The organism is Gelidibacter japonicus (assembly GCF_010725055.1).
GTDB lineage: Bacteria > Bacteroidota > Bacteroidia > Flavobacteriales > Flavobacteriaceae > Gelidibacter > Gelidibacter japonicus.
In genome coordinates, this window is the sequence record NZ_BJKB01000016.1 from 21,900 (window position 1) to 41,189 (window position 19,290).

Below are 19,290 nucleotides of genomic sequence, written 5' to 3' on the forward strand. Positions count from 1 at the left end.
TATGTGATAGCATTGGTGGCGGCTTTTTGTTCACACCATGCATGATCGGTCAAAATTTCTTCTAAATTTTCTTCGGCTATGGATGCCCAACGCGGATCAGTTTCTAATTTGAGATGCAACATATGAGCAGTATTAGATTAAACTTCGGAAACAGGTTCAGAAGGTAGTGTTATTTTGAAATATGGTTAAAAGCGATAAATATGTCACTTATCGAAATTTTGACTTTATACGCAGTCTAAAAAATTAAATCTAAAATCACTAAGACGTTATTTATTTTGAAGACGATAGAGTTGATTTGAGATCCGTTCTAAGACCATAGCGGTTAGTTCAATTGCTGATCATATAATCATAAACCGTTTTAGAGATTTTGGCCAACTGATCGGTTCCTTTATCAAAATCTTTCAAGTTTTTTGAAAGTAAAACTAATATATAAGTACGGCCATCAGGTAGATAAACAATTCCCGCATCGTGGTGTACTCCAGTTATAGAACCGGTTTTGTGGGCCACTTGAACTTCCTTGGGTAGATACATCGGGATTAGGTCATTGTGCTGTTGATCTTTTAAAATAGTGATCATCGCCTCACAATCTCCTTGTCTACCAGCAGTGTTGTTGGCAATAGCTTCCATGATAATCATTAAATCCCGAGCGGTGGTGGAATTGCTCAGGCCTTGGTCATAGGCTTTTTGGTCTTCGACGCCTCTCAGGACCTCTATATTTCTTGCGCCTAAACTTCGCATTGTTGCCGTTGTGTTTTTGGCACCAACCAGTTCAATAAGGACGTTGGTTGCTAAATTGCTGCTCACGGTAATCATGCTGTGCATCAGGTCACTGAGTGCTACTTTGGTGCCGATTTGACTGTAAATAATATCGTCACTATCATCGTTTATGTCCATGCTGTACAAACTGCCGTCCACAATGCTTTTGAATTCATTTTTCAATAAAATTGAATCCTGCAAATCTATTTTTCCTTCGTGATCTTGTTTAAACAATTCAATCATTACGGGTACTTTCATGGTACTGGCCGCATGAAATTTTTCGTCGACGTTGATCAATAAACTGTCTTTGGGTTGAGACAAGCTGTAAAATGCCACTGCGATGTTGCCGTCTATGGAATCAATTTGGGCTTGAATGTTTTGTTCGAATTTTTCCTTATTAGAAACTTTGTCTGTACAAGAGAAAAGGGGAATTAAAAGTGAAACAAAAATAATAATCGAAAATGTTTTCAAAATGTTCATGATGGTGGTTGGTTTTATGTTCTATTGTTAAGGTCTATGTGATTCATTTTCAATTATGCTGTTAAATGTGTAGCCAATTATTTTTGATCAACCATTCCGTAATAAATTCTGTAAATCCATCAACATCCCTTCGGGTATTGCACAGAATTATAAATGTAATATCTTTTTGGGGCACTGTAACATAATTGCATAAAAAACCACCTTGGCTTCCCGTGTGCCCAACTGTTTTTAAACCATCTGTGGTTTTGTCGATAAACCAAGACCAGCCTATAAAAGGGGCCGTATCATCTTCCCAATCTGGCCATGGTTTTATGGTTCTTGAATCTTCTAGGATGGAATCTGATATAAGTTTATGTTTTTGTAATGCCAATTCATATTTGGCCAATTCATTGACTGAACTCCAAACGCCACCGTTGCCGGCCGCTGCAAAAGTAGGCTCCTCTCCATAGTCTTTTTCAATCCAGTCTCCGTTGCTCTTTAAGTAGGCATGAGAGACGCCCGTTTCAGGGTGTGGACCATCGGTAATGGTGCTCGTGGTCATACCAGACGGCTTGAAAATGTTGTCCGCAACATATTTTTGCCATTTCATCCCGCTCACCTCTTCAATGATCAAAGCCAATGCATTGTATGCAGGGTTGGAATATTCGTAATGGGTACCAGGTTCAAAATTTAGATCTTCAGCTTGCGTTGTTGGGTACCAATTTTCTTCGTCTTTAGCAGTTAGGTAGAAAATAGAATCCGTTTTGGTTTCCCTATTGTCTTGTAAGCCGGAAGTGTGGGTGATTAAATGTTTGATTTTTACTTTGTCGGCAATGGACTTGTTCTTGAAATTAGGAAAGTATTTGGCCATATTATCTTCGACCGAAAGCTTGCCTTCTGCTTGAAGCATTAAAATAGCATTGGAAACAAAAGTTTTTGAAATGGATCCTATGTTGAACAAGGTGTTTTCGTCAATCTTGGTTTTTAGTTCAAGATCGGCAAGTCCATATCCCTTGCTGAAAATGATGCTGTCGCCTTTCATGATTAAAATTGCTCCTCCGGGTTCATCAGCAGGCATGTTGATTGAGAAATAGGAATCTAATTGGCTGGTATCTAATATATCTGTTTGCCCTGTTGTCTCTTTTGTGTCTTTACAGTTGAGTATGAGCAATATCATCGTAAGTGGTAGAAAAAAATTGAATTTTCTCATTTGATTTTGTTTAAATTAAAACCCCGCTTGAAAGGCCGGGCAGGAATGAAACTTAGTGCATTCCACTCAAATTTAGGAAAAATGTGAGATGAATTCAGAATTTTGGATGAAAACACCTCAGAATGGACATTTTAATGCGAAGATCGCTGAACGCTGACTCCCTGTCCCTAGTTTTAGCGAGAGAGGAAAACGAGAAAATGGAAGGAGGAAAATGGAAGAAGGAAAATAGAAAATAGAAAATAGAAAATAGAAAGCATTATCCAAAATTACGTGAGAATTGATAACTGAGGGCTGACGACTGAACTTGGCCAACTGCCAACTGCGAACTGAAAACAGATACTGAAGACTGAAGACTGCCAACTACCTTCTCAATGCACTGCCCATTCATGAAATATAATTCCAAATATTTTTATACTTGGTCAACTGTCCGTAGGTGTAACGCAGTACCTTGTGCTCAGGAAGGGATAGTGAAGGGTCTGATTTTAAAATAATTTTAGCGTAATGACGGGCGTGCTGTAAAATATCTTTATCCTTGATGACATCTGCAATTTTAAGGTTCAAGACGCCGCTCTGCTGCGTTCCCATCAAATCTCCAGGTCCTCGAAGTCTCAAATCTACTTCGGCTATTTCGAATCCGTCGTTGGTACTGACCATAGTTTGTAATCTGGTTTTGCTGTCTTCACTGAGTTTATGGCTGGTCATCAAGATACAATAGCTTTGCTCTGCACCACGTCCAACACGTCCACGTAGTTGATGCAGTTGTGACAATCCGAAGCGTTCAGCGCTTTCAATGATCATTACGGAGGCGTTGGGGACGTTGACGCCAACCTCAATGACTGTCGTTGCTACCATGATTTGAGTTTCACCTTTGACAAAGCGCTCCATCTCATAATCCTTATCTGTCGGTTTCATTTGTCCGTGAACAATGGAGACCTGGTATTTGGGCATTGGAAATTCCCTGACGATACTTTCATAGCCATCCATTAAATCCTTATAGTCCATTTTTTCACTTTCCTGAATCAACGGATAGACGATATAAATTTGCCTCCCTTTTGCAATTTCATCCCGGATGAATTTAAAAACTTTCAACCGATTGGAGTCGTAGCGATGTACCGTTTTGATGTTCTTTCTTCCGGGCGGCAATTCGTCAATGACGGACACATCCAAATCCCCATAAACCGACATCGCCAAGGTTCTCGGAATTGGTGTTGCGGTCATAATTAAAATGTGCGGGGGCGAGGTGTTTTTGTGCCACAATTTGCTGCGTTGTGCAACTCCAAATCGATGCTGTTCATCAATGATTGCAAGTCCCAAATTCTTGAATTTCACCTTGTCTTCAAGGAGGGCATGAGTGCCAATTAGGATGTCCAAATCGCCATTTTCGAGGGCTTCATGAATTTTTCGTCTATCTGAAGCTTTAGTTGATCCAGTGAGCAGTTCTATTCTGATGTTCAATCCTTTACATAGTCGCAATAATCCATGGTAGTGTTGGACTGACAAAATAGCAGTCGGCGCCATCAAACAGGCTTGAAAACCGTTGTCAAGTGCCATTAACATTGACATTAGCGCGACAATCGTTTTCCCGGAACCAACATCTCCCTGCAATAAGCGGTTCATTTGGGCATTACTTCCCAAATCGGCTCTGATTTCTTTTAACACCCGTTTTTGGGCATTGGTCAATTCGAAGGGTAAATGCTCATGATAAAAGCTGTTAAAATAATCTCCGACATGTTCAAAATTATACCCTTTAATTTTCGATTTGTGGATCAGATTTTTAATGATCAATTGCAGTTGAATATAAAATAATTCTTCAAATTTAAGTCGGAATTGTGCACGTGATAACAGTTCCTGATTTTCGGGAAAATGGATGTTGAAAAGCGCCTTGCTTTTTGAAATTAATTTGAGGTCGGACAGTAAATTCTCAGAAAGAGTTTCTTCAAATCGTCCTTTGGTTTCTAAAAATAATTGCTGCATTATTTTGTTCAATACACGATTTGAGATGCCTTTGTTTGCCAGTTTTTCGGTGGACGGGTAAATGGGTTGCATGGCAGAACGTAGGTTCTTTTCATGCTCCTCAAGTAGTTCCATTTCTGGGTGTGGCATATTAAAAACGCCATTAAACCAATTGGTCTTCCCGAAAATGACGTATTTTTTTCCAAATTTAATGCTGTCCCTGATCCATTTATGCCCTCTAAACCAAACGAGTTCCATAATGCCCGTTTCGTCTTTGAATGTGGCAATCAAGCGTTTGGCTCGTCCCGTCCCAGCATCTTTTAAGCTTGTAATTTCGCCAATTATTTGAACATCAGCGCTATTTCGCTGTAATTCGTTGATTTTGTAGTATTGTGTTTTGTCAATATAGCGATTGGGGAAGAGGTTGATCAGATCTTGATAGGTATGAATACCAAGTTCGCTACGGAGCAAATCAGCTCGATTTGGGCCGACACCTTTAAGGTAGTCTATGGGTGTTTGAAGATTGGTTTTCATGTTTGTTTCACGAAGTGCAAAAGCTAATTAAATGACTTCAAAAATGAACTTTAAGGTTCTTTATAACTCCTTTATGCAATACTTTGAGTGATGGCTATATCGCAAAGTTACACAAAGAAAAAGAAGTTTCACAAAGGGTTATTCGCATTGTGGAATTATCGTTTTTATTTTCTTATTTTGGTCATCACTTAACCAAAGCCCGTAAATGAAGAGTTTCTTTTCGCTTTTATTTGTTTTTATTTTTGGAATTGTTTCTGCGCAACAGGTTGAAGATGTTGATTTTAAAAGAATCAAGGCAGAACTGAATTTTAAAGAAGCCAACCGTGTTTCTGGTTTCGTTTTTGTTTATTTTAAGGTTTTAAGAGATGTCAATTCTGTATATCTCGATGCCTTGGACATGGACTTTAAGAGTTTAAAGTTGACTGATCATAATAAGAATGAAGTTGAATCTGTTGAATACCAAATAGATGCTGATAAAATTATAATTTCGACTAATTTTAAGGAAAACGAAGAGTATCTATTGCAATTCTGGTATTCGGCTACGCCTAAAAAAGCACTGTACTTTATAGGCGATCAAATTTGGACCCAGGGCCAAGGAAAGTACACAAGTAGTTGGCTGCCAAGTATTGATGATACAAATGATAAGATTGAATTTGATCTGTCCATAGCATACCAGGATGGTTATGAAGTGTTGGCCAATGGTAGGCTTATTGCAAAAGAAGCCATCACCCAAAATCGGACCACTTGGCATTATGATATGAGTGAGCCTATGAGCAGCTATCTTGTTGCGCTGGCCATTGGTAAATACAGTAAAAAGACGGAAACTTCAGATAGCGGTATCCCTTTGGAGTATTACTTCTATCCAGAAGATTCTTCCAGGGTGGAGTCCACTTTTCGCTTTAGTAAACACATGTTTGATTTTTTGGAGACAAAGATTGGTGTGCCGTATCCTTGGGAAATCTACAGGCAGGTTCCGGTCAGGGACTTTTTGTATTCGGGGATGGAAAACACCACGTTGACTATTTTCTCAGACGATTTGGTAGTTGATGCTATTGCATTTAACGATAGAAATTATGTTAATGTCAATGCGCATGAACTTGCCCATCAGTGGTTTGGGAACTTGGTGACCGCTAAAAGTGGTGAGCATCATTGGCTGCAGGAGGGATTTGCAACCTATTACGCGCTCTTGGCAGAACGTGACGTGTTTGGGATTGATTATTACTATTGGCGATTATATGAATATGCGCAGCAGTTGTTGGCACAAGAAAATGCGGGAGAAAGCACGGCTTTATTGGATCCCAAATCCAGCAGCGTAACTTTTTATCAAAAGGGATGTTGGGCCTTGCATGTGCTTCACGAACAGGTTGGAGAGGAAGCTTTTGCATTGGCAGTGAAAAACTACCTGCAAAAACACAAGTATCAAAACGTTGTAACATCGGACTTTATCAAAGAAGTTGAGATGACGAGCGATCAGGATTTGTCGGAATTTGTAAAAATTTGGTTGGAAGATAGCGTATTGCCGCAAGATATAATGGTTCAAAGTTTGAACAGATCTGAGTTTATTCGTGAGTATCTAGATGTCAGCTGTGGAACCTATCCCGAAAAATGTAACAATTATTTGGTTTCTGATATTTCTGACAAGGCGAAGGTCAAGATTCTTTCACAGCCCAACTACGAGATCAAGTTGGAAGACTTTAACAATGGTCTTAAGGTTCGACAGGCCATCGCTCAAAACATGACCACGATTCCAGTGGAATTTAAAAAATCGTATGAAACACTTTTAAACGATGCGTCCTATGTGACCATTGAGAATGCGTTATACAATCTATGGGTTAATTTTCCAGCAGATCGGGCTAAATATCTGCATCAAACCAAAGATATTTATGGGTTTAACGATTATAACGTAAAATTACTGTGGTTGGCCTTACATTTAAATACCATAGAATATCAACGGGATAAAAAGCAAGATGTCTTTGATGAGTTAAGGGGATATACCGATCCAAGGTTTGGTTTTGATTTGAGGATGAATGCGTTTAATTATCTAAAATTGATCCACGGATTCGATAAGGTTTCCTTGGGAAATCTGATGCAAGCTACACATCATCACAATTGGCGTTTTCAACAGTTTGCGAAACGATTGATGATAGAACTACAGGATATTGAGGACTACAGAGCGATTTTGGATGAAATGAAGAGTGAAGAATATAGAAAATAGAAAATAGAAAATAGAATATAGAGTATGGAATAAAGAATAGCGAATAACAAATAGCAAATAGTTTCAACTTAGAAACAAGAAACAAGAATCAAGCTTGCCCGTCCGCCAGCCCGTCTGAGGCGTTAGCGAAGGCAGGTGGCAATTGCAGGGGCGGGAAACAAGAAATACCAATCACAAATGAGAGCATTAGTTATATCAGGAGGGGGGAGCAAAGGTGCGTTTGCCGGTGGAGTGGCGCAATATCTTATAGAAAACAAGAAGTTGGATTACGACTTGTTCATCGGTACTTCTACGGGAAGCCTTTTGGTGTCTCATTTGGCGTTAAAGAAAGTAGATGAAATCAAAGAGATCTACACCAATGTTAGTCAGAATGACATATTCAATGTCTGTCCGTTTAACATCAAGAGAAAAAAGGGTATTGAAACCATAAGCATCAACCACTTTAATGTGTTGCGAAACCTTTTGCGGGGCAGTAAAACTTTCGGCGAAAGCTATAATTTAAAAAAATTGATTCGTTCACATGTCACTGAAGAGGGGTTTAATGCTTTGAAAGCCTTGAAAGCTGATGTGGTGGTCACCGTTTCGAATTTATCCCTTAACCAGGTGGAATATAAGTCGATTAAAGATTTTGGTTACGAGGAGTTTATGGATTGGGTCTGGATTTCTTGCAATTACACGCCTTTTATGTCCTTGGTAAAAAAGGATGGATGCGAATATGCTGATGGTGGATTGGGATCTATGGTGCCTATAGAAGAAGCTATTAAACGTGGTGCCACTGTGGTTGATGCTGTGGTTTTACAGACTGAAGTGACGCAATATAACAGGATGCCTTCGTTGAATGCGTTTTCCTTATTGACAAACATGTTTGCGTTTATGTTGGATAGAATCGAGTTTCAAAATATTAGGATTGGAAAGTTTGTAGCCAACAACCAAGATGCGATAATAAATTTTTACTATACACCAACAGTTCTGACCACTAATTCATTGGTTTTTAACAAGGACAAGATGACCTTATGGTGGCAAAGCGGATTTGACTTTGCAAAATACAAAAATCAAGAAGTGAGTCCGGTGGAGCCAGAAAAAACCGAATAGATGAAAAGAGCATTGGTAATTTCAGGAGGAGGAAGTAAAGGCGCCTATGCTGGAGGAGTGGCGCAGTATTTAATGGAAGATCAGGGCAGGAAGTATGATTTGTTCCTGGGGACTTCGACAGGAAGCCTCCTGATTCCTCATTTGGCAGTTAATGATATTGGAAAATTATATGACATTTTTACTAATGTTAAACAGAGGGATGTTTTTAGTATCAGTCCGTTTGTGCAGCACAAAAAGGACGGGAGAGAGTTTGTTTCCATAAACTATTTTAACTCCTTGATACAGTTTGTGAAGCGCAAAAGGACCTTTGGTGAGAGTGGTGCCTTGCGAAGGAATATCAAGAAGAATTTTACCGAGCATGAATTCAACAAAGTAAGGAAGTCGGGGATTGATGTTGTTGTGACGGTTGCAAACCTGTCTAAAAGCTCTGTTGAATACAAGTCTATTAGAGAATTTAAGTACGAGGAATTTTGCGATTGGATCTGGATATCCTGTAATTATATCCCATTTATGTCGTTGGCCGTAAAAAATGGGTTTGAATACGCCGATGGCGGATTGGGCTGTGTTGTGCCCATAAGAGAGGCTATACAGAGAGGGGCCACAGAGATTGATGCCATTATCTTGGAGTCAGAAAACATGGAAGACCATAAGGTCTTGGGGAAGAATCCGTTTTCTTTGATGATCAATTTATTCTCCTATTTGTTGGAACAGGTTGAAAAAAGCGATGTGACCATCGGACAACTGGCCGCAATCAACAAAAATGTCAAGCTCAATCTGTACTATACACCTACAAAACTAACCGAAAACTCCTTGATCTTCAGTAAAAAGTTAATGACAAATTGGTGGGAACAAGGCTATGAATATGCTCAAAACAAGTACGAGAGTGCTGTGTCAAATGAGGTTGACAAATAGTGCTTACCACATTTCGCTTACTTCTTTTTTAATGTAAGAAAGGGCTGTATCGCTTGGTGTGCCTCTCTCCATCATTTCTGATAAAATAACTTCTCTCAATTTGTTGGCTGTATTGGTTTTTTCTGAAAGGTTAGCTTTTCTTATGAGCTGAATTGTGGCATTTTTTGCGGCAGTAATAATCCTCCAGCAGTCATCACTGATATAGATCTGTTGGGACAGATTGTGTTCAAATTCCTGTTCAATGTTTGCTATAAGTAAGCTTTCGTAACTATCTTTATCAGAAGAGGTTGGATTTACTCTGATTAATAGTTTAGAAGGTGTGATGCGCTCTAAAAATAGAGCCATGCGTTCATAGGCTTGCAGGCGTAATGGCATAGCGTTGACTTGCATCTCTTTTTGAAGTAAGAAACGTCTTCTGCCATCTTCATTTTTTGTGTGTTCCCTAAAAAAATAATAAGCTATAAGTCCAGTGATTATCGCTGGGATTGCATAAAGTAAGGCATCAATTAGTTTTGTTGCTATATCCATAATAGGTATTAAGTTTTTTCAAACATAAGATGTTTTTATTTAAAATTTCGTAAAGTTATTAAAAAATCGAAAATTTATAATTCTCACAAAGTTGTCGACCTACATTGACGTTTTATAAGTGTGGTGCAAAACATACTTACCAGGCCAATCAGGTTTTGACAATGGTCACAAAAGCTAACGAGATTATGGAATCTAAGTTTAGCCTATACGTCTGAAGGTTGACTCCACAAAGAATGCTTTTATTTGGTCTAAAGACGGCTATTGGTCGCCAGAAAGTCCTGTACTCAAAGATTTTTATTTAAAAGTTTAAACCGATGTACATAAAAGTATATCTTTAAACTATGACAAAACCGTTGAAAACTACCCTAATCACATTGTCCACAATTTTGGTTCTGACCATTGTGGGGTATTTTGTGGCCAATGCCATTGTGACTTCAAAAGTTGAAAATTTCCTGAATACAAAGCTTCCTGAAAACCTTAGCCTTGACTATGAGTCTTTAGACCTAAGTATATGGCGAGGAGATGTCGTGCTTACCCAGCCCAGAATCGTGAATAGAGGCAGCCATACTTCAAAAATCAATGTCGAAGTGGAATTGGACACTTTATTGGTAGACGGGTTTGGAGTATGGAGCTACCTGGTCAATGATAATATTCATGTAAAAAGCGTGCAATTCAGAAGCCCAAAGTTCTTATATAGCCATAATAGCGAAATCCCTAAAAGTGAGTACAGGAATTCGTCAATAGAGCAGCTTCAGCAAGAAATTACCGTAGAAAGATTTAATATCCAAGACGCTGAAGTTATTATTAAGGACTTTGGGACGGACTCTTTGTTGTTACAGTTAAAAAGCTTGACTGCCAATATCATGGCCATCACAATTGACAGTGAAACAGTCCAAAGTACTATTCCATTTAAATATGACGATTATAATATCTCCTACAATGATTTATTCTATACAATGGGAGAATATGAAAATCTTGAAATCGCTTCAGCGAGTATAACCCAAGATAAGGCCGTTTTTGACGGAATGAAAATGTACACAAAATACTCCAAGGCAAAATTTGATCAAATGATCCAGGTTGAACGAGATCATTTTGATGTGTCTATTGCGTCATTGGTAATAGAGGATCAAAAGTTTGGGTATGAAAATGATTCCGTTTTTTATTTTAAAAGTCCGAAAGTGACTTTTGAAACTCCAGAAATGGACCTTTATAGAAATAAGTTAATAGCTGACGATTTGACTCGCAAGAGGTTATACAGTAGGATGTTAAGAGAGCTGAAGTTTGACTTGACTTTAAGTTCAGTAAGTCTTAGGAATGCGAGCATTGTGTATTCTGAAAAAGTGAATGTGGATATGGGGGCGGGACAACTTTCTTTTACAAAGATGAACGTCGACATTAAAAATATAAGTAATACTTATGGTGCTTCCGAACGAACGACTTTAGATATTGATGCTGTTTTTATGGCACAAACGCCATTAAAAGTACATTGGGAATTTGATGTCAATGACGTCAATGACGCCTTTGTATTTAGAGTTGATCTTGGTAAGCTTCCTGCTGCCGACTTGAATGCGTTTTCACAACCCAATTTAAAGGTGAAACTTGAGGGTGAGCTTTTACAGACCTATGCGACGGTTTCCGGTGATGCCAATACCTCAAGAGTAGATATGAAAGCAAATTACGAAGATTTCAAGGTGGACATATTGGATGGTGATGGAGAAAAGAAAAATAAAGTATTATCAGCCATTGCCAACTTGTTCATCGCGAAGAATAGCGATAGAGCTTCAGATGGTTTTAGGGAAGGCAATAAAGAAGGAATTGAGCGGGATCATACCAAATCAATCTTCAATTTTCTGTGGATAAGCATCAAGGCGGGACTGGCAAGTGTCTTGACTGGAGATGGAAAAAAGAAGTAGCGGCAGTCTGTTTTCTTTGATAATAGCGAAAATAGACGTCAACTCAAAATGAGCCATCTCCTTTCAAATCTATTATTTTAAATAGTATTTTTCAAATGGTTAAATCGTTTACTTTAGATTTCTTTAGAAACAAGAAACAAGAAACAAGAAACAAGAAACAAGAAAGAAGCCAGCCCGTCCGCCTGCCCGTCCGAAGCGTTAGCGAAGGCGGGTAGTGCGGAGGCGGGAAACAAGATCAATCCAGCTCCAAATAATCAATCGCCAACTGAGTCATTGTTTTGACGCCCAATAGCATCCCGCTTTCGTCAATGACAAAGTCTGGGGTGTGATGTGGAAATGCTTCTGTATTCCCTGGAGTCATACCGCCCAAGAAAAAATACAGACCCGGTACGACTTCCTGAAAATAGGAGAAATCTTCTCCACCGGTGACCGCTTTGGTAATCACAACATAGTCATTTCCTGCTACTTTTTGAAGTGTTGGTAACATTGTAGCGGTTAAATCCGGATCGTTGTAAGTTATGGAGGTAAAGTTCTCAAAGACAATACTAGCTTCACCACCATACGCCGTGGCAATGGTTTCTGTCATTTCAGTCATACGTTTGATGATCTTTGCTTTCATTTCGGCATCCAAGGATCGGACTGTTCCAATGAGCTCGGCGCTTTCAGGGATAATATTAAATCGGACGCCGCTCGTAATCTTGCCCACGGTAATGACCGCAGCTTCTTCGGTCAAGTCGAGCTCCCTGCTAACTATCGATTGAAAGCCATCAATAATTTTTGCCGAAATCAAAATAGGATCCACACCCAACCAAGGCTGAGATCCATGACTTTGTTTGCCCTTCACATTAATTACAAATCGTTCTACCGCGGCCATTATACCGCCAGGTTTGTACTTAATAGTGCCTACAGGAGTTGCTGAGTTGATATGTAGACCAAAAATCGCATCTACTTTTGGGTTTTCCAACACCCCTTCTTTGATCATGAGTTTGGCGCCACCTTCTTCTCCAGGTGGTGGGCCTTCTTCTGCAGGTTGAAAAATGAATTTCACGGTGCCGTTAATCTTGTCCTTATGTTTGGATAAAATCTCTGCAACACCCATTAAAATGGCAATATGGGTATCATGTCCGCAAGCGTGCATCACCCCGGTTTTTGTACCCATAAATTCTGTTTCAACCATCGATTTAAACGGCAAATCATTGCGTTCCGTTACGGGAAGGGCATCAATATCCGCTCTCAGGGCCACAACTTTCCCTGGGTGATTTCCTTTTAAAAGTCCGACAACTCCCGTTTTTGCAACACCAGTCTGCACTTCAATACCCAATGATCTTAAATGTTCAGCGATTTTTTCAGCCGTTTTAAATTCCCGATTGCTCAGCTCTGGATGTTCGTGGAAATGACGGCGCCATTCAATTACTTTAGGTTCGATGGCATTGAAATCAGATTCTAAATCAGTTTGGGCGTTTATCAAGGCGGTTCCAAAGAGACAGATACTCAGAAAAAAATATTTCATGGATTTGATATTTTTGAAGTCATTCTAAAGATATTCATTTTCTTTTTAAAGTTGTAAAGCAATGACAATTGTTTATAATTATTGATAAAAACGTTCTCTAAAAAGAGAAGCTTTGGTTAATTTCACGGATTAATAATTGAATAAGATTTGGAAAAGTATTTAAGTCAGTTAAATGAAGCGCAGTTGGCACCAACACTGCAAAAAGACGGCCCTATGATTGTGATTGCAGGTGCAGGTTCTGGAAAAACTCGTGTGTTGACCTATAGGATTGCTTACTTAATGAGTTTGGGGGTTGATCCGTTTAATATTCTTTCATTGACCTTTACCAATAAGGCGGCTCGTGAAATGAAGGGCAGAATTGCTGAAATTGTAGGCGCTAGCGAAGCAAAAAACCTATGGATGGGAACATTTCACTCGGTTTTTGCAAAAATCCTGAGAATTGAAGCCGATAAACTGGGTTTTCCTAGCAATTTTACCATCTATGATGCACAGGATTCACAACGTTTGATCGGTGCTATTATCAAAGAAATGGGGCTTGATAAAGATATTTACAAAACCAAACAGATCAGCTCGAGGATTTCCTCCTATAAGAATAGTTTGATTACGGTAAGAGCCTATTTCCAAAATCCTGAGTTGATTGAGGCCGACACCATGGCCAAACGCCCAAGGCTGGGAGATATCTACAAAAATTATGTGGATCGTTGCTTTAAGGCGGGTGCCATGGATTTTGATGATCTTTTATTAAAAACCAATGAGTTGTTGACGCGTTTCCCAGATGTATTGGCCAAATATCAAAATCGGTTCCGATATATTCTGGTAGATGAGTATCAGGATACCAACCATTCCCAATATTTGATCGTCAGGGCATTGTCAGACCGTTTCCAAAATATTTGTGTCGTTGGAGACGACGCACAGAGTATTTATGCCTTTAGAGGTGCCAATATCAACAATATCTTAAATTTCCAGAAAGATTATGACGATGTGAAAATGTTTCGTTTGGAACAAAATTATAGGTCTACCAAGAATATTGTCAATGCTGCCAATTCCATCATTGAAAAGAACCAGACCAAACTTGAAAAAGTGGTGTGGACGGCCAATGATGAAGGGGCTAAAATAAAGGTCAACCGATTGATGACCGATGGTGATGAGGGACGTTTTGTGGCAAGTTCCATCTTTGAAAACAAAATGGAACATCAACTGATGAACAGTGATTTTGCCATTTTATACCGTACCAATGCCCAATCTCGTGCGATGGAGGATGCGTTGAGAAAACGGGGCATTCCGTATAGAATTTATGGAGGATTGTCCTTCTATCAGCGCAAAGAGATTAAGGATGTACTGTCTTACTTGCGATTGATTATCAATCCAGCCGATGAGGAAGCGCTTAAGCGGGTCATCAACTTTCCTGGGCGTGGCATAGGCCAGACCACCATAGATCGATTGGTGGTAGCTGCAAACGGCTATAACCGTTCTATTTTTGATGTGATGAAGCATATTGACAAAATTGAAATCAATATCAATTCGGGCACTAAAAATAAACTTAGAAACTTCGTCACCATGATTGAAAGTTTCCAGGTGATGAACCAAACAGCAAACGCTTTTGAATTGGCGGAACATGTGACCAAAGTGACTGGGCTGATCAATGAATTTAGAAATGATGGCACTCCAGAAGGCATTGCCAAGATGGAAAATATTGAGGAGCTACTCAATGGAATCAAAGATTTTGTAGAAGGGCAGGAGGAGTTGGCAGATGCCACAGGTGCCTTGACAGAATTCTTGGAAGATGTGGCCTTGGCAACCGATTTGGATGCCGATAAAGGCGATGCCGATCACGTGGCCCTAATGACTATCCACTTGGCAAAGGGGTTGGAGTTTCCTTATGTGTATATCGTAGGTATGGAGGAGGATTTATTCCCAAGCGGGATGAGTATGAACACCCGTAGTGAGTTGGAGGAGGAGCGACGCCTATTTTATGTGGCCTTAACTAGGGCCGAAAAACAAGCGTATCTGACCTATACCATGTCACGTTACCGTTGGGGAAAATTGATTGACGCTGAACCAAGCCGTTTTATTGAGGAAATAGACGAAAAATATTTAGAAATACTAACCCCAATAGATGATAGACGCTTCAATCCGATGTTGTCTGCAGATATTTTTGGCGATGTGGAACCCAATCAGATTCGTTTTAAGAAACCTGTCAAACGGAAATCAGAAGAAAAACCACCTAAATTTATTCCTCCAGCCAAATTAAAGCCTATTGGAAAATCAACAGGAAGCCCTGATGTGAATTTGTTTGACGGCAAATTGACAGTAGGGAATATAGTGGAACATATGCGTTTTGGCAAAGGTGAGGTGTTGAAGATTGAAGGTGTTGGCGCAGATACCAAGGCTGAAATCAACTTTGAGCATGGCGGTGTCAAAAAATTGTTATTGCGTTTTGCGAAATTGGATGTGCTCGGGTAAGGAGTTTCAAAAACTTATAAATGCGTTTGGGTAAATGTTTTTAATTTTGACCAAGTATCCAATAATTCCAATCCCAACCAACCATGGCCGGCATTTTCATAGAGCGTGAATTCGTGGGTAACGCCCAATTGTTGCAACCGCTCTCTCATGGCCGTACCTTGGGTTGTTGGAATTAACGGATCTTTTCCACCATAAAACAAAATCGTTGGCGATGCATTGGCAGTGACACGATGGTACGGACTGACTTCTTCCAAAAACTCAGTAGAAGCATCAACACCATACAAGTCCATCAAAGCCCGAATATTTGGATCAGTACTGTTCAAATAGGCGGGATCCGTAAAGTTGGTAGGACCAACAATGCTACAAACCATTTTTACATTCTCGTCGGTATCAAAAGCATAACTCCAAAGTAATGATAAATGTCCGCCCGCACTGACTCCAATCAAGCCATAATCATCGGAAATAACGTAGTAGTCTCGATTCTCTTTGAGATGGTTTATTACTGAAGTGATGTCGTCAATCTGCATGGGATAAGGATTTCTGTTGCTGTTTGCCAGTCGGTAATTGATATTCACGATGGCCACATCAGATAAATCCTGACGGATGATATCCCTAAAACCATTCATATCTACCTTATCGCCTCCTGTCCATCCGCCGCCGTGTACCAAGATGATGACTTTTGTTGAAGCATTTCTGTTTTTTGGCAGGTACAGATCGAATTTTTGGCCGGCGTCAGGTCCATAATTGATATTGAGTTCTTGATAATATTCTGTGGGATTTAAACCTTGGATAGGTGCATCGGTACTTTCTTTACTGCAGGAAAATGATATAGAAGCAATGACTAAAGTGAGTAATAGTAGTTTTATGGCCTTCATAATGAAATTATTAATTACTTTGTAAACGTAATTAAAACACACATATTATGGCTGAATTTATAAGAATTTATGAAGAGAACCCGAATGCCAAGGAAATTAAGAAGGTCATTAAGGTACTTAAAAATGGTGGATTGATTATTTATCCTACCGATACTGTGTATGGATTGGGCTGCGACATCAATAATATCAAGGCATTGGAGCGCGTGGCGCAAATTAAGGGCGTCAAATTGGACAAAGCCAATTTTTCCTTTATATGCCATGATTTGAGCAACCTCAGCGACTATGTCAAACAAATTGATACCACCACATTTAAGATTTTAAAACGAGCCCTGCCTGGGCCCTATACCTTTATTCTTCCTGGAGCAAAAACACTTCCTCATCCTTTTAAAAAGAAAAAAACGGTAGGTATCAGAGTGCCAAAGAACAATATTGCTTTAGAAATTGTAAGGCAATTGGGAAGACCCATCATTTCGACATCTATTAGGGATGAGGACGAAATTATAGAATATACCACAGATCCTGAATTGATTTTGGAGAAATGGGATAATTTGGTGGACTTGGTCATTGATGGAGGTTATGGCGATAACCTAGCTTCTACAATTATTGACTTATCTGAAGATGAGCCTGTCATTGTAAGAGAAGGGAAAGGCAGTTTGGAGATTTTTTAATCGGCCTCATGTTGTTGCTTAAAAAATAACTGTGAAATAGGAATCAACATTAATCCTGCAATCAAGAAAATCACAAAAGCTACTTTCAAATTAAAGGCATGGGCAATATAGCCAATGAGTGGAGGCCCAACGAGCATTCCAACAATGGCGTAGGTGGCAACGATAGAAATCGCCATTCCTGGAGAATATTTTTTGGACATTCCCGCCAGCATAAAGGTCATGGGGAAAATAGCTGCAACGCCAATTCCGGTAATACTTAATCCAATGATACAAGGCCAGAAATAAGGAAATACAATAAGAATAAGAATGCCAATGCTAATCAATGAAGCGCTGATGATATAAAGTCGTTTCATTCCTACTTCTTCAATCAACCGATCGGAAAAGAATCGTGAGAGGGCCATAAATACCATGAAAATGAGGTAGCCGAGTGTAAATAATTCGACTTTGACAATATCTTTAAAATACACACCACTCCAATCAAAGATGCCACCTTCGCAAACGGCCGCAAAAAAGACCAGGATTCCCAAGAGCATGATGGATCTGTCAGGTTTTCCCAGAATGAGTTTATTGCCATGAGGAGATTTGTCGTTTTTGAGTAAAAATGGATAAGCGATTAGGATGGCAATCATTGAAAATGTGGACACCATTAAGGTATGCGAGTCCATTGGGACTTCCAATTTGACCATTAGCGTAGAAAAGGCTACGCCCATAAGCCCTCCAACACTCCATAGACCATGGAAAGAACCCACAATATTCCTAACAAAATTCCTCTGAACACTTATGGATTGTGTATTTATGGCAATATTAATGATCCTCATAGTAAACGAGAATAAGAAAACGGCAAAGGCCAACATTAAGATTGACTGCGAAAACCCAATCAAAGCTAAGGCAATATTGAAAAAGACGAAGGAAATGATCATTGGTTTTCGACTATCAAATTTTGAAACCAACCATCCTGAAATAGGTAAGCCCAACAACGAACTGATAGGCAAAATCAACAATATATTACCCAGTTCGGCGTCATTGAGGTCGAAAAGTGATTTGATTGTGGGAATACGAGATGCCCATGTGGCAAAGCTAAATCCGGAAATTAAAAAAAATATGCTTAAAGCAATCCGTTGCTTTTGGTTTTCGTTCATTTATTTCAGTTTGAAGATGCAAAAATCTACGATAAATTTTGATTGTAGAAATATTTCGTAGGTTTTATTATTGACAAAGGATCAAACACTATCTTAATTGAAAAAGCCCAATCGCGAGATTGGGCTTTTAAAAGATGTATCATCAGACAAATTATTTTTTGTCTTCAGCAATCATACTTTTCATTTCTTTTTCAACCATATCGTAGAATTGGTCAATTTTAGGAAGTACTAAAATACGTGTTCGTCTGTTGATTGATCTGTTTTCCGCAGTATCATTAGGTACCAATGGTACATATTCACTACGTCCAGAAGCAATCAATTGCTTTGGGTTCACACCTAATTCTTCCAATACTCTTACGATAGAAGTGGCACGTTTGACACTAAGATCCCAGTTGTCAAGCAATACACCACCTCTGTTATAAGGTACGCTGTCTGTATGACCTTCTACCATACATTCAAAATCAGGTTTTCCGTTTACCACAGTTGCTACTTTGCTTAAGATAGTCTTAGCTCTTGAAGTAACGTTGTAGCTTCCACTTTGGAATAATAACTTATCCGCGATAGATATATAAACAACACCTTTTTCAACATTAATTTGAATGTCAGGATCGTTAAGACCAACATCTTTCTTTAAGCTTGTTACAATTGCTAAGGTCACACTGTCTTTCTTGGTCAATGCATCCTGCAAACGTGTAATTTTAAGATCTTTTTCTTTTAGGCTTTCAAGAGATCTTTCAAGATTCTCAGCGCCTTTTTGGGTTAGAGTTGTTAAGTTGCCTTTGGTGTCAATTAAATCCTGGTTTGTTTTGCGCATATCAGCCAATTGCTCTTGTAGGCCTTCAACGCGTGCTACGGCTGCAGCTCTTTCAGAAATACAGCTGTTTAGCTTTACTGTTGCGGTATTCAATAAATCTTGTGTTTCTTTTTGCTTAGCTTCAAGAGCTGCATATTCTTTTTTGGATACACATGAACTTAAAACCAACAATGAAAACACACTTAATAACATGATTTTTTTCATAATGGTAGTGATTAAATAATTAGAAATTTAACAAGGCAAAATTAT

14 protein-coding genes and 1 pseudogene are annotated in these 19,290 nt (G+C 39.2%); 6 read left to right on the forward strand and 9 right to left on the reverse strand.

Features of this window, described 5'->3' with window-relative positions; genetic code table 11:
- Positions 1–2: 2 nt before the first annotated feature.
- The 4 genes and pseudogenes from miaE to recG form a co-directional block, all read right to left on the reverse strand.
- Positions 3–122: pseudogene (gene miaE / locus G6N06_RS15105) on the reverse strand (tRNA isopentenyl-2-thiomethyl-A-37 hydroxylase MiaE); the annotation flags it as partial.
- A 205-nt stretch (positions 123–327) separates the two neighbouring features.
- A complete protein-coding gene (locus tag G6N06_RS15110; RefSeq protein WP_163517624.1) occupies positions 328–1,236 on the reverse strand; it encodes a serine hydrolase in 909 nt (302 codons plus the stop codon).
- 61 nt (positions 1,237–1,297) lie between these two features.
- Complete coding sequence (locus tag G6N06_RS15115; protein ID WP_163517625.1) at positions 1,298–2,425, reverse strand: serine hydrolase domain-containing protein; 1,128 nt, start codon at positions 2,423–2,425, stop codon at positions 1,298–1,300.
- A gap of 384 nt (positions 2,426–2,809) precedes the next feature.
- Positions 2,810–4,912: an ATP-dependent DNA helicase RecG gene (gene recG, locus G6N06_RS15120; RefSeq protein ID WP_163517626.1), complete on the reverse strand. Its 2,103-nt coding sequence runs from the start codon at positions 4,910–4,912 to the stop codon at positions 2,810–2,812.
- 205 nt (positions 4,913–5,117) lie between these two features.
- Here recG and G6N06_RS15125 point away from each other — a divergent pair, with 205 nt between their 5' ends.
- The 3 genes from G6N06_RS15125 to G6N06_RS15135 all read left to right on the forward strand — a co-directional run bounded on the left by G6N06_RS15125 (position 5,118) and on the right by G6N06_RS15135 (position 9,131).
- Positions 5,118–7,127, forward strand: a complete 2,010-nt coding sequence (locus tag G6N06_RS15125) for a M1 family metallopeptidase (RefSeq protein WP_163517627.1) — start codon at positions 5,118–5,120, stop codon at positions 7,125–7,127.
- A gap of 177 nt (positions 7,128–7,304) precedes the next feature.
- A complete protein-coding gene (locus G6N06_RS15130) occupies positions 7,305–8,219 on the forward strand; it encodes a patatin-like phospholipase family protein (protein ID WP_163517628.1) in 915 nt (304 codons plus the stop codon).
- The gene (locus tag G6N06_RS15135) at positions 8,220–9,131 is read left to right on the forward strand and encodes a patatin-like phospholipase family protein (protein WP_163517629.1); all 912 of its coding nucleotides are present in this window, start codon (positions 8,220–8,222) and stop codon (positions 9,129–9,131) included.
- 3 nt (positions 9,132–9,134) lie between these two features.
- On the opposite strand, the gene G6N06_RS15140 is transcribed toward G6N06_RS15135, so the two are convergent.
- Positions 9,135–9,659 (reverse strand): DUF7935 family protein, encoded by a 525-nt coding sequence (locus tag G6N06_RS15140; protein ID WP_163517630.1) that lies wholly within the window; start codon positions 9,657–9,659, stop codon positions 9,135–9,137.
- Between the two features lie 341 nt (positions 9,660–10,000).
- Between G6N06_RS15140 and G6N06_RS15145 the strand changes: the two genes are divergently transcribed.
- On the forward strand, positions 10,001–11,572 hold the full coding sequence (locus tag G6N06_RS15145; RefSeq protein WP_163517631.1) for an AsmA family protein: 1,572 nt from the start codon (positions 10,001–10,003) through the stop codon (positions 11,570–11,572).
- Between the two features lie 235 nt (positions 11,573–11,807).
- Here G6N06_RS15145 and G6N06_RS15150 read toward each other — a convergent pair whose 3' ends face one another.
- Positions 11,808–13,082 carry an amidohydrolase gene (locus G6N06_RS15150; protein ID WP_163517632.1) on the reverse strand — a complete coding sequence of 425 codons (1,275 nt, stop codon included), beginning with the start codon at positions 13,080–13,082 and terminating at the stop codon, positions 11,808–11,810.
- 147 nt (positions 13,083–13,229) lie between these two features.
- Between G6N06_RS15150 and G6N06_RS15155 the strand changes: the two genes are divergently transcribed.
- Positions 13,230–15,545, forward strand: coding sequence for an ATP-dependent helicase (locus G6N06_RS15155; RefSeq protein ID WP_163517633.1), 2,316 nt, complete (start codon positions 13,230–13,232; stop codon positions 15,543–15,545).
- 14 nt (positions 15,546–15,559) lie between these two features.
- Here G6N06_RS15155 and G6N06_RS15160 read toward each other — a convergent pair whose 3' ends face one another.
- Positions 15,560–16,462 carry an alpha/beta hydrolase gene (locus G6N06_RS15160; RefSeq protein ID WP_262890118.1) on the reverse strand — a complete coding sequence of 301 codons (903 nt, stop codon included), beginning with the start codon at positions 16,460–16,462 and terminating at the stop codon, positions 15,560–15,562.
- A gap of 5 nt (positions 16,463–16,467) precedes the next feature.
- Between G6N06_RS15160 and G6N06_RS15165 the strand changes: the two genes are divergently transcribed.
- Positions 16,468–17,088, forward strand: coding sequence for an L-threonylcarbamoyladenylate synthase (locus tag G6N06_RS15165; protein WP_163517635.1), 621 nt, complete (start codon positions 16,468–16,470; stop codon positions 17,086–17,088).
- Here the strand turns inward: G6N06_RS15165 and G6N06_RS15170 are convergent.
- Together G6N06_RS15170 and G6N06_RS15175 are read right to left on the reverse strand one after the other, a co-directional pair.
- Positions 17,085–18,227, reverse strand: coding sequence for an MFS transporter (locus G6N06_RS15170; protein WP_163517636.1), 1,143 nt, complete (start codon positions 18,225–18,227; stop codon positions 17,085–17,087). The genes G6N06_RS15165 and G6N06_RS15170 overlap by 4 nt on opposite strands.
- Positions 18,228–18,378: 151 nt before the next feature.
- Positions 18,379–19,245, reverse strand: coding sequence for an OmpA/MotB family protein (locus tag G6N06_RS15175; protein ID WP_163517637.1), 867 nt, complete (start codon positions 19,243–19,245; stop codon positions 18,379–18,381).
- Positions 19,246–19,290 lie beyond the last annotated feature (45 nt).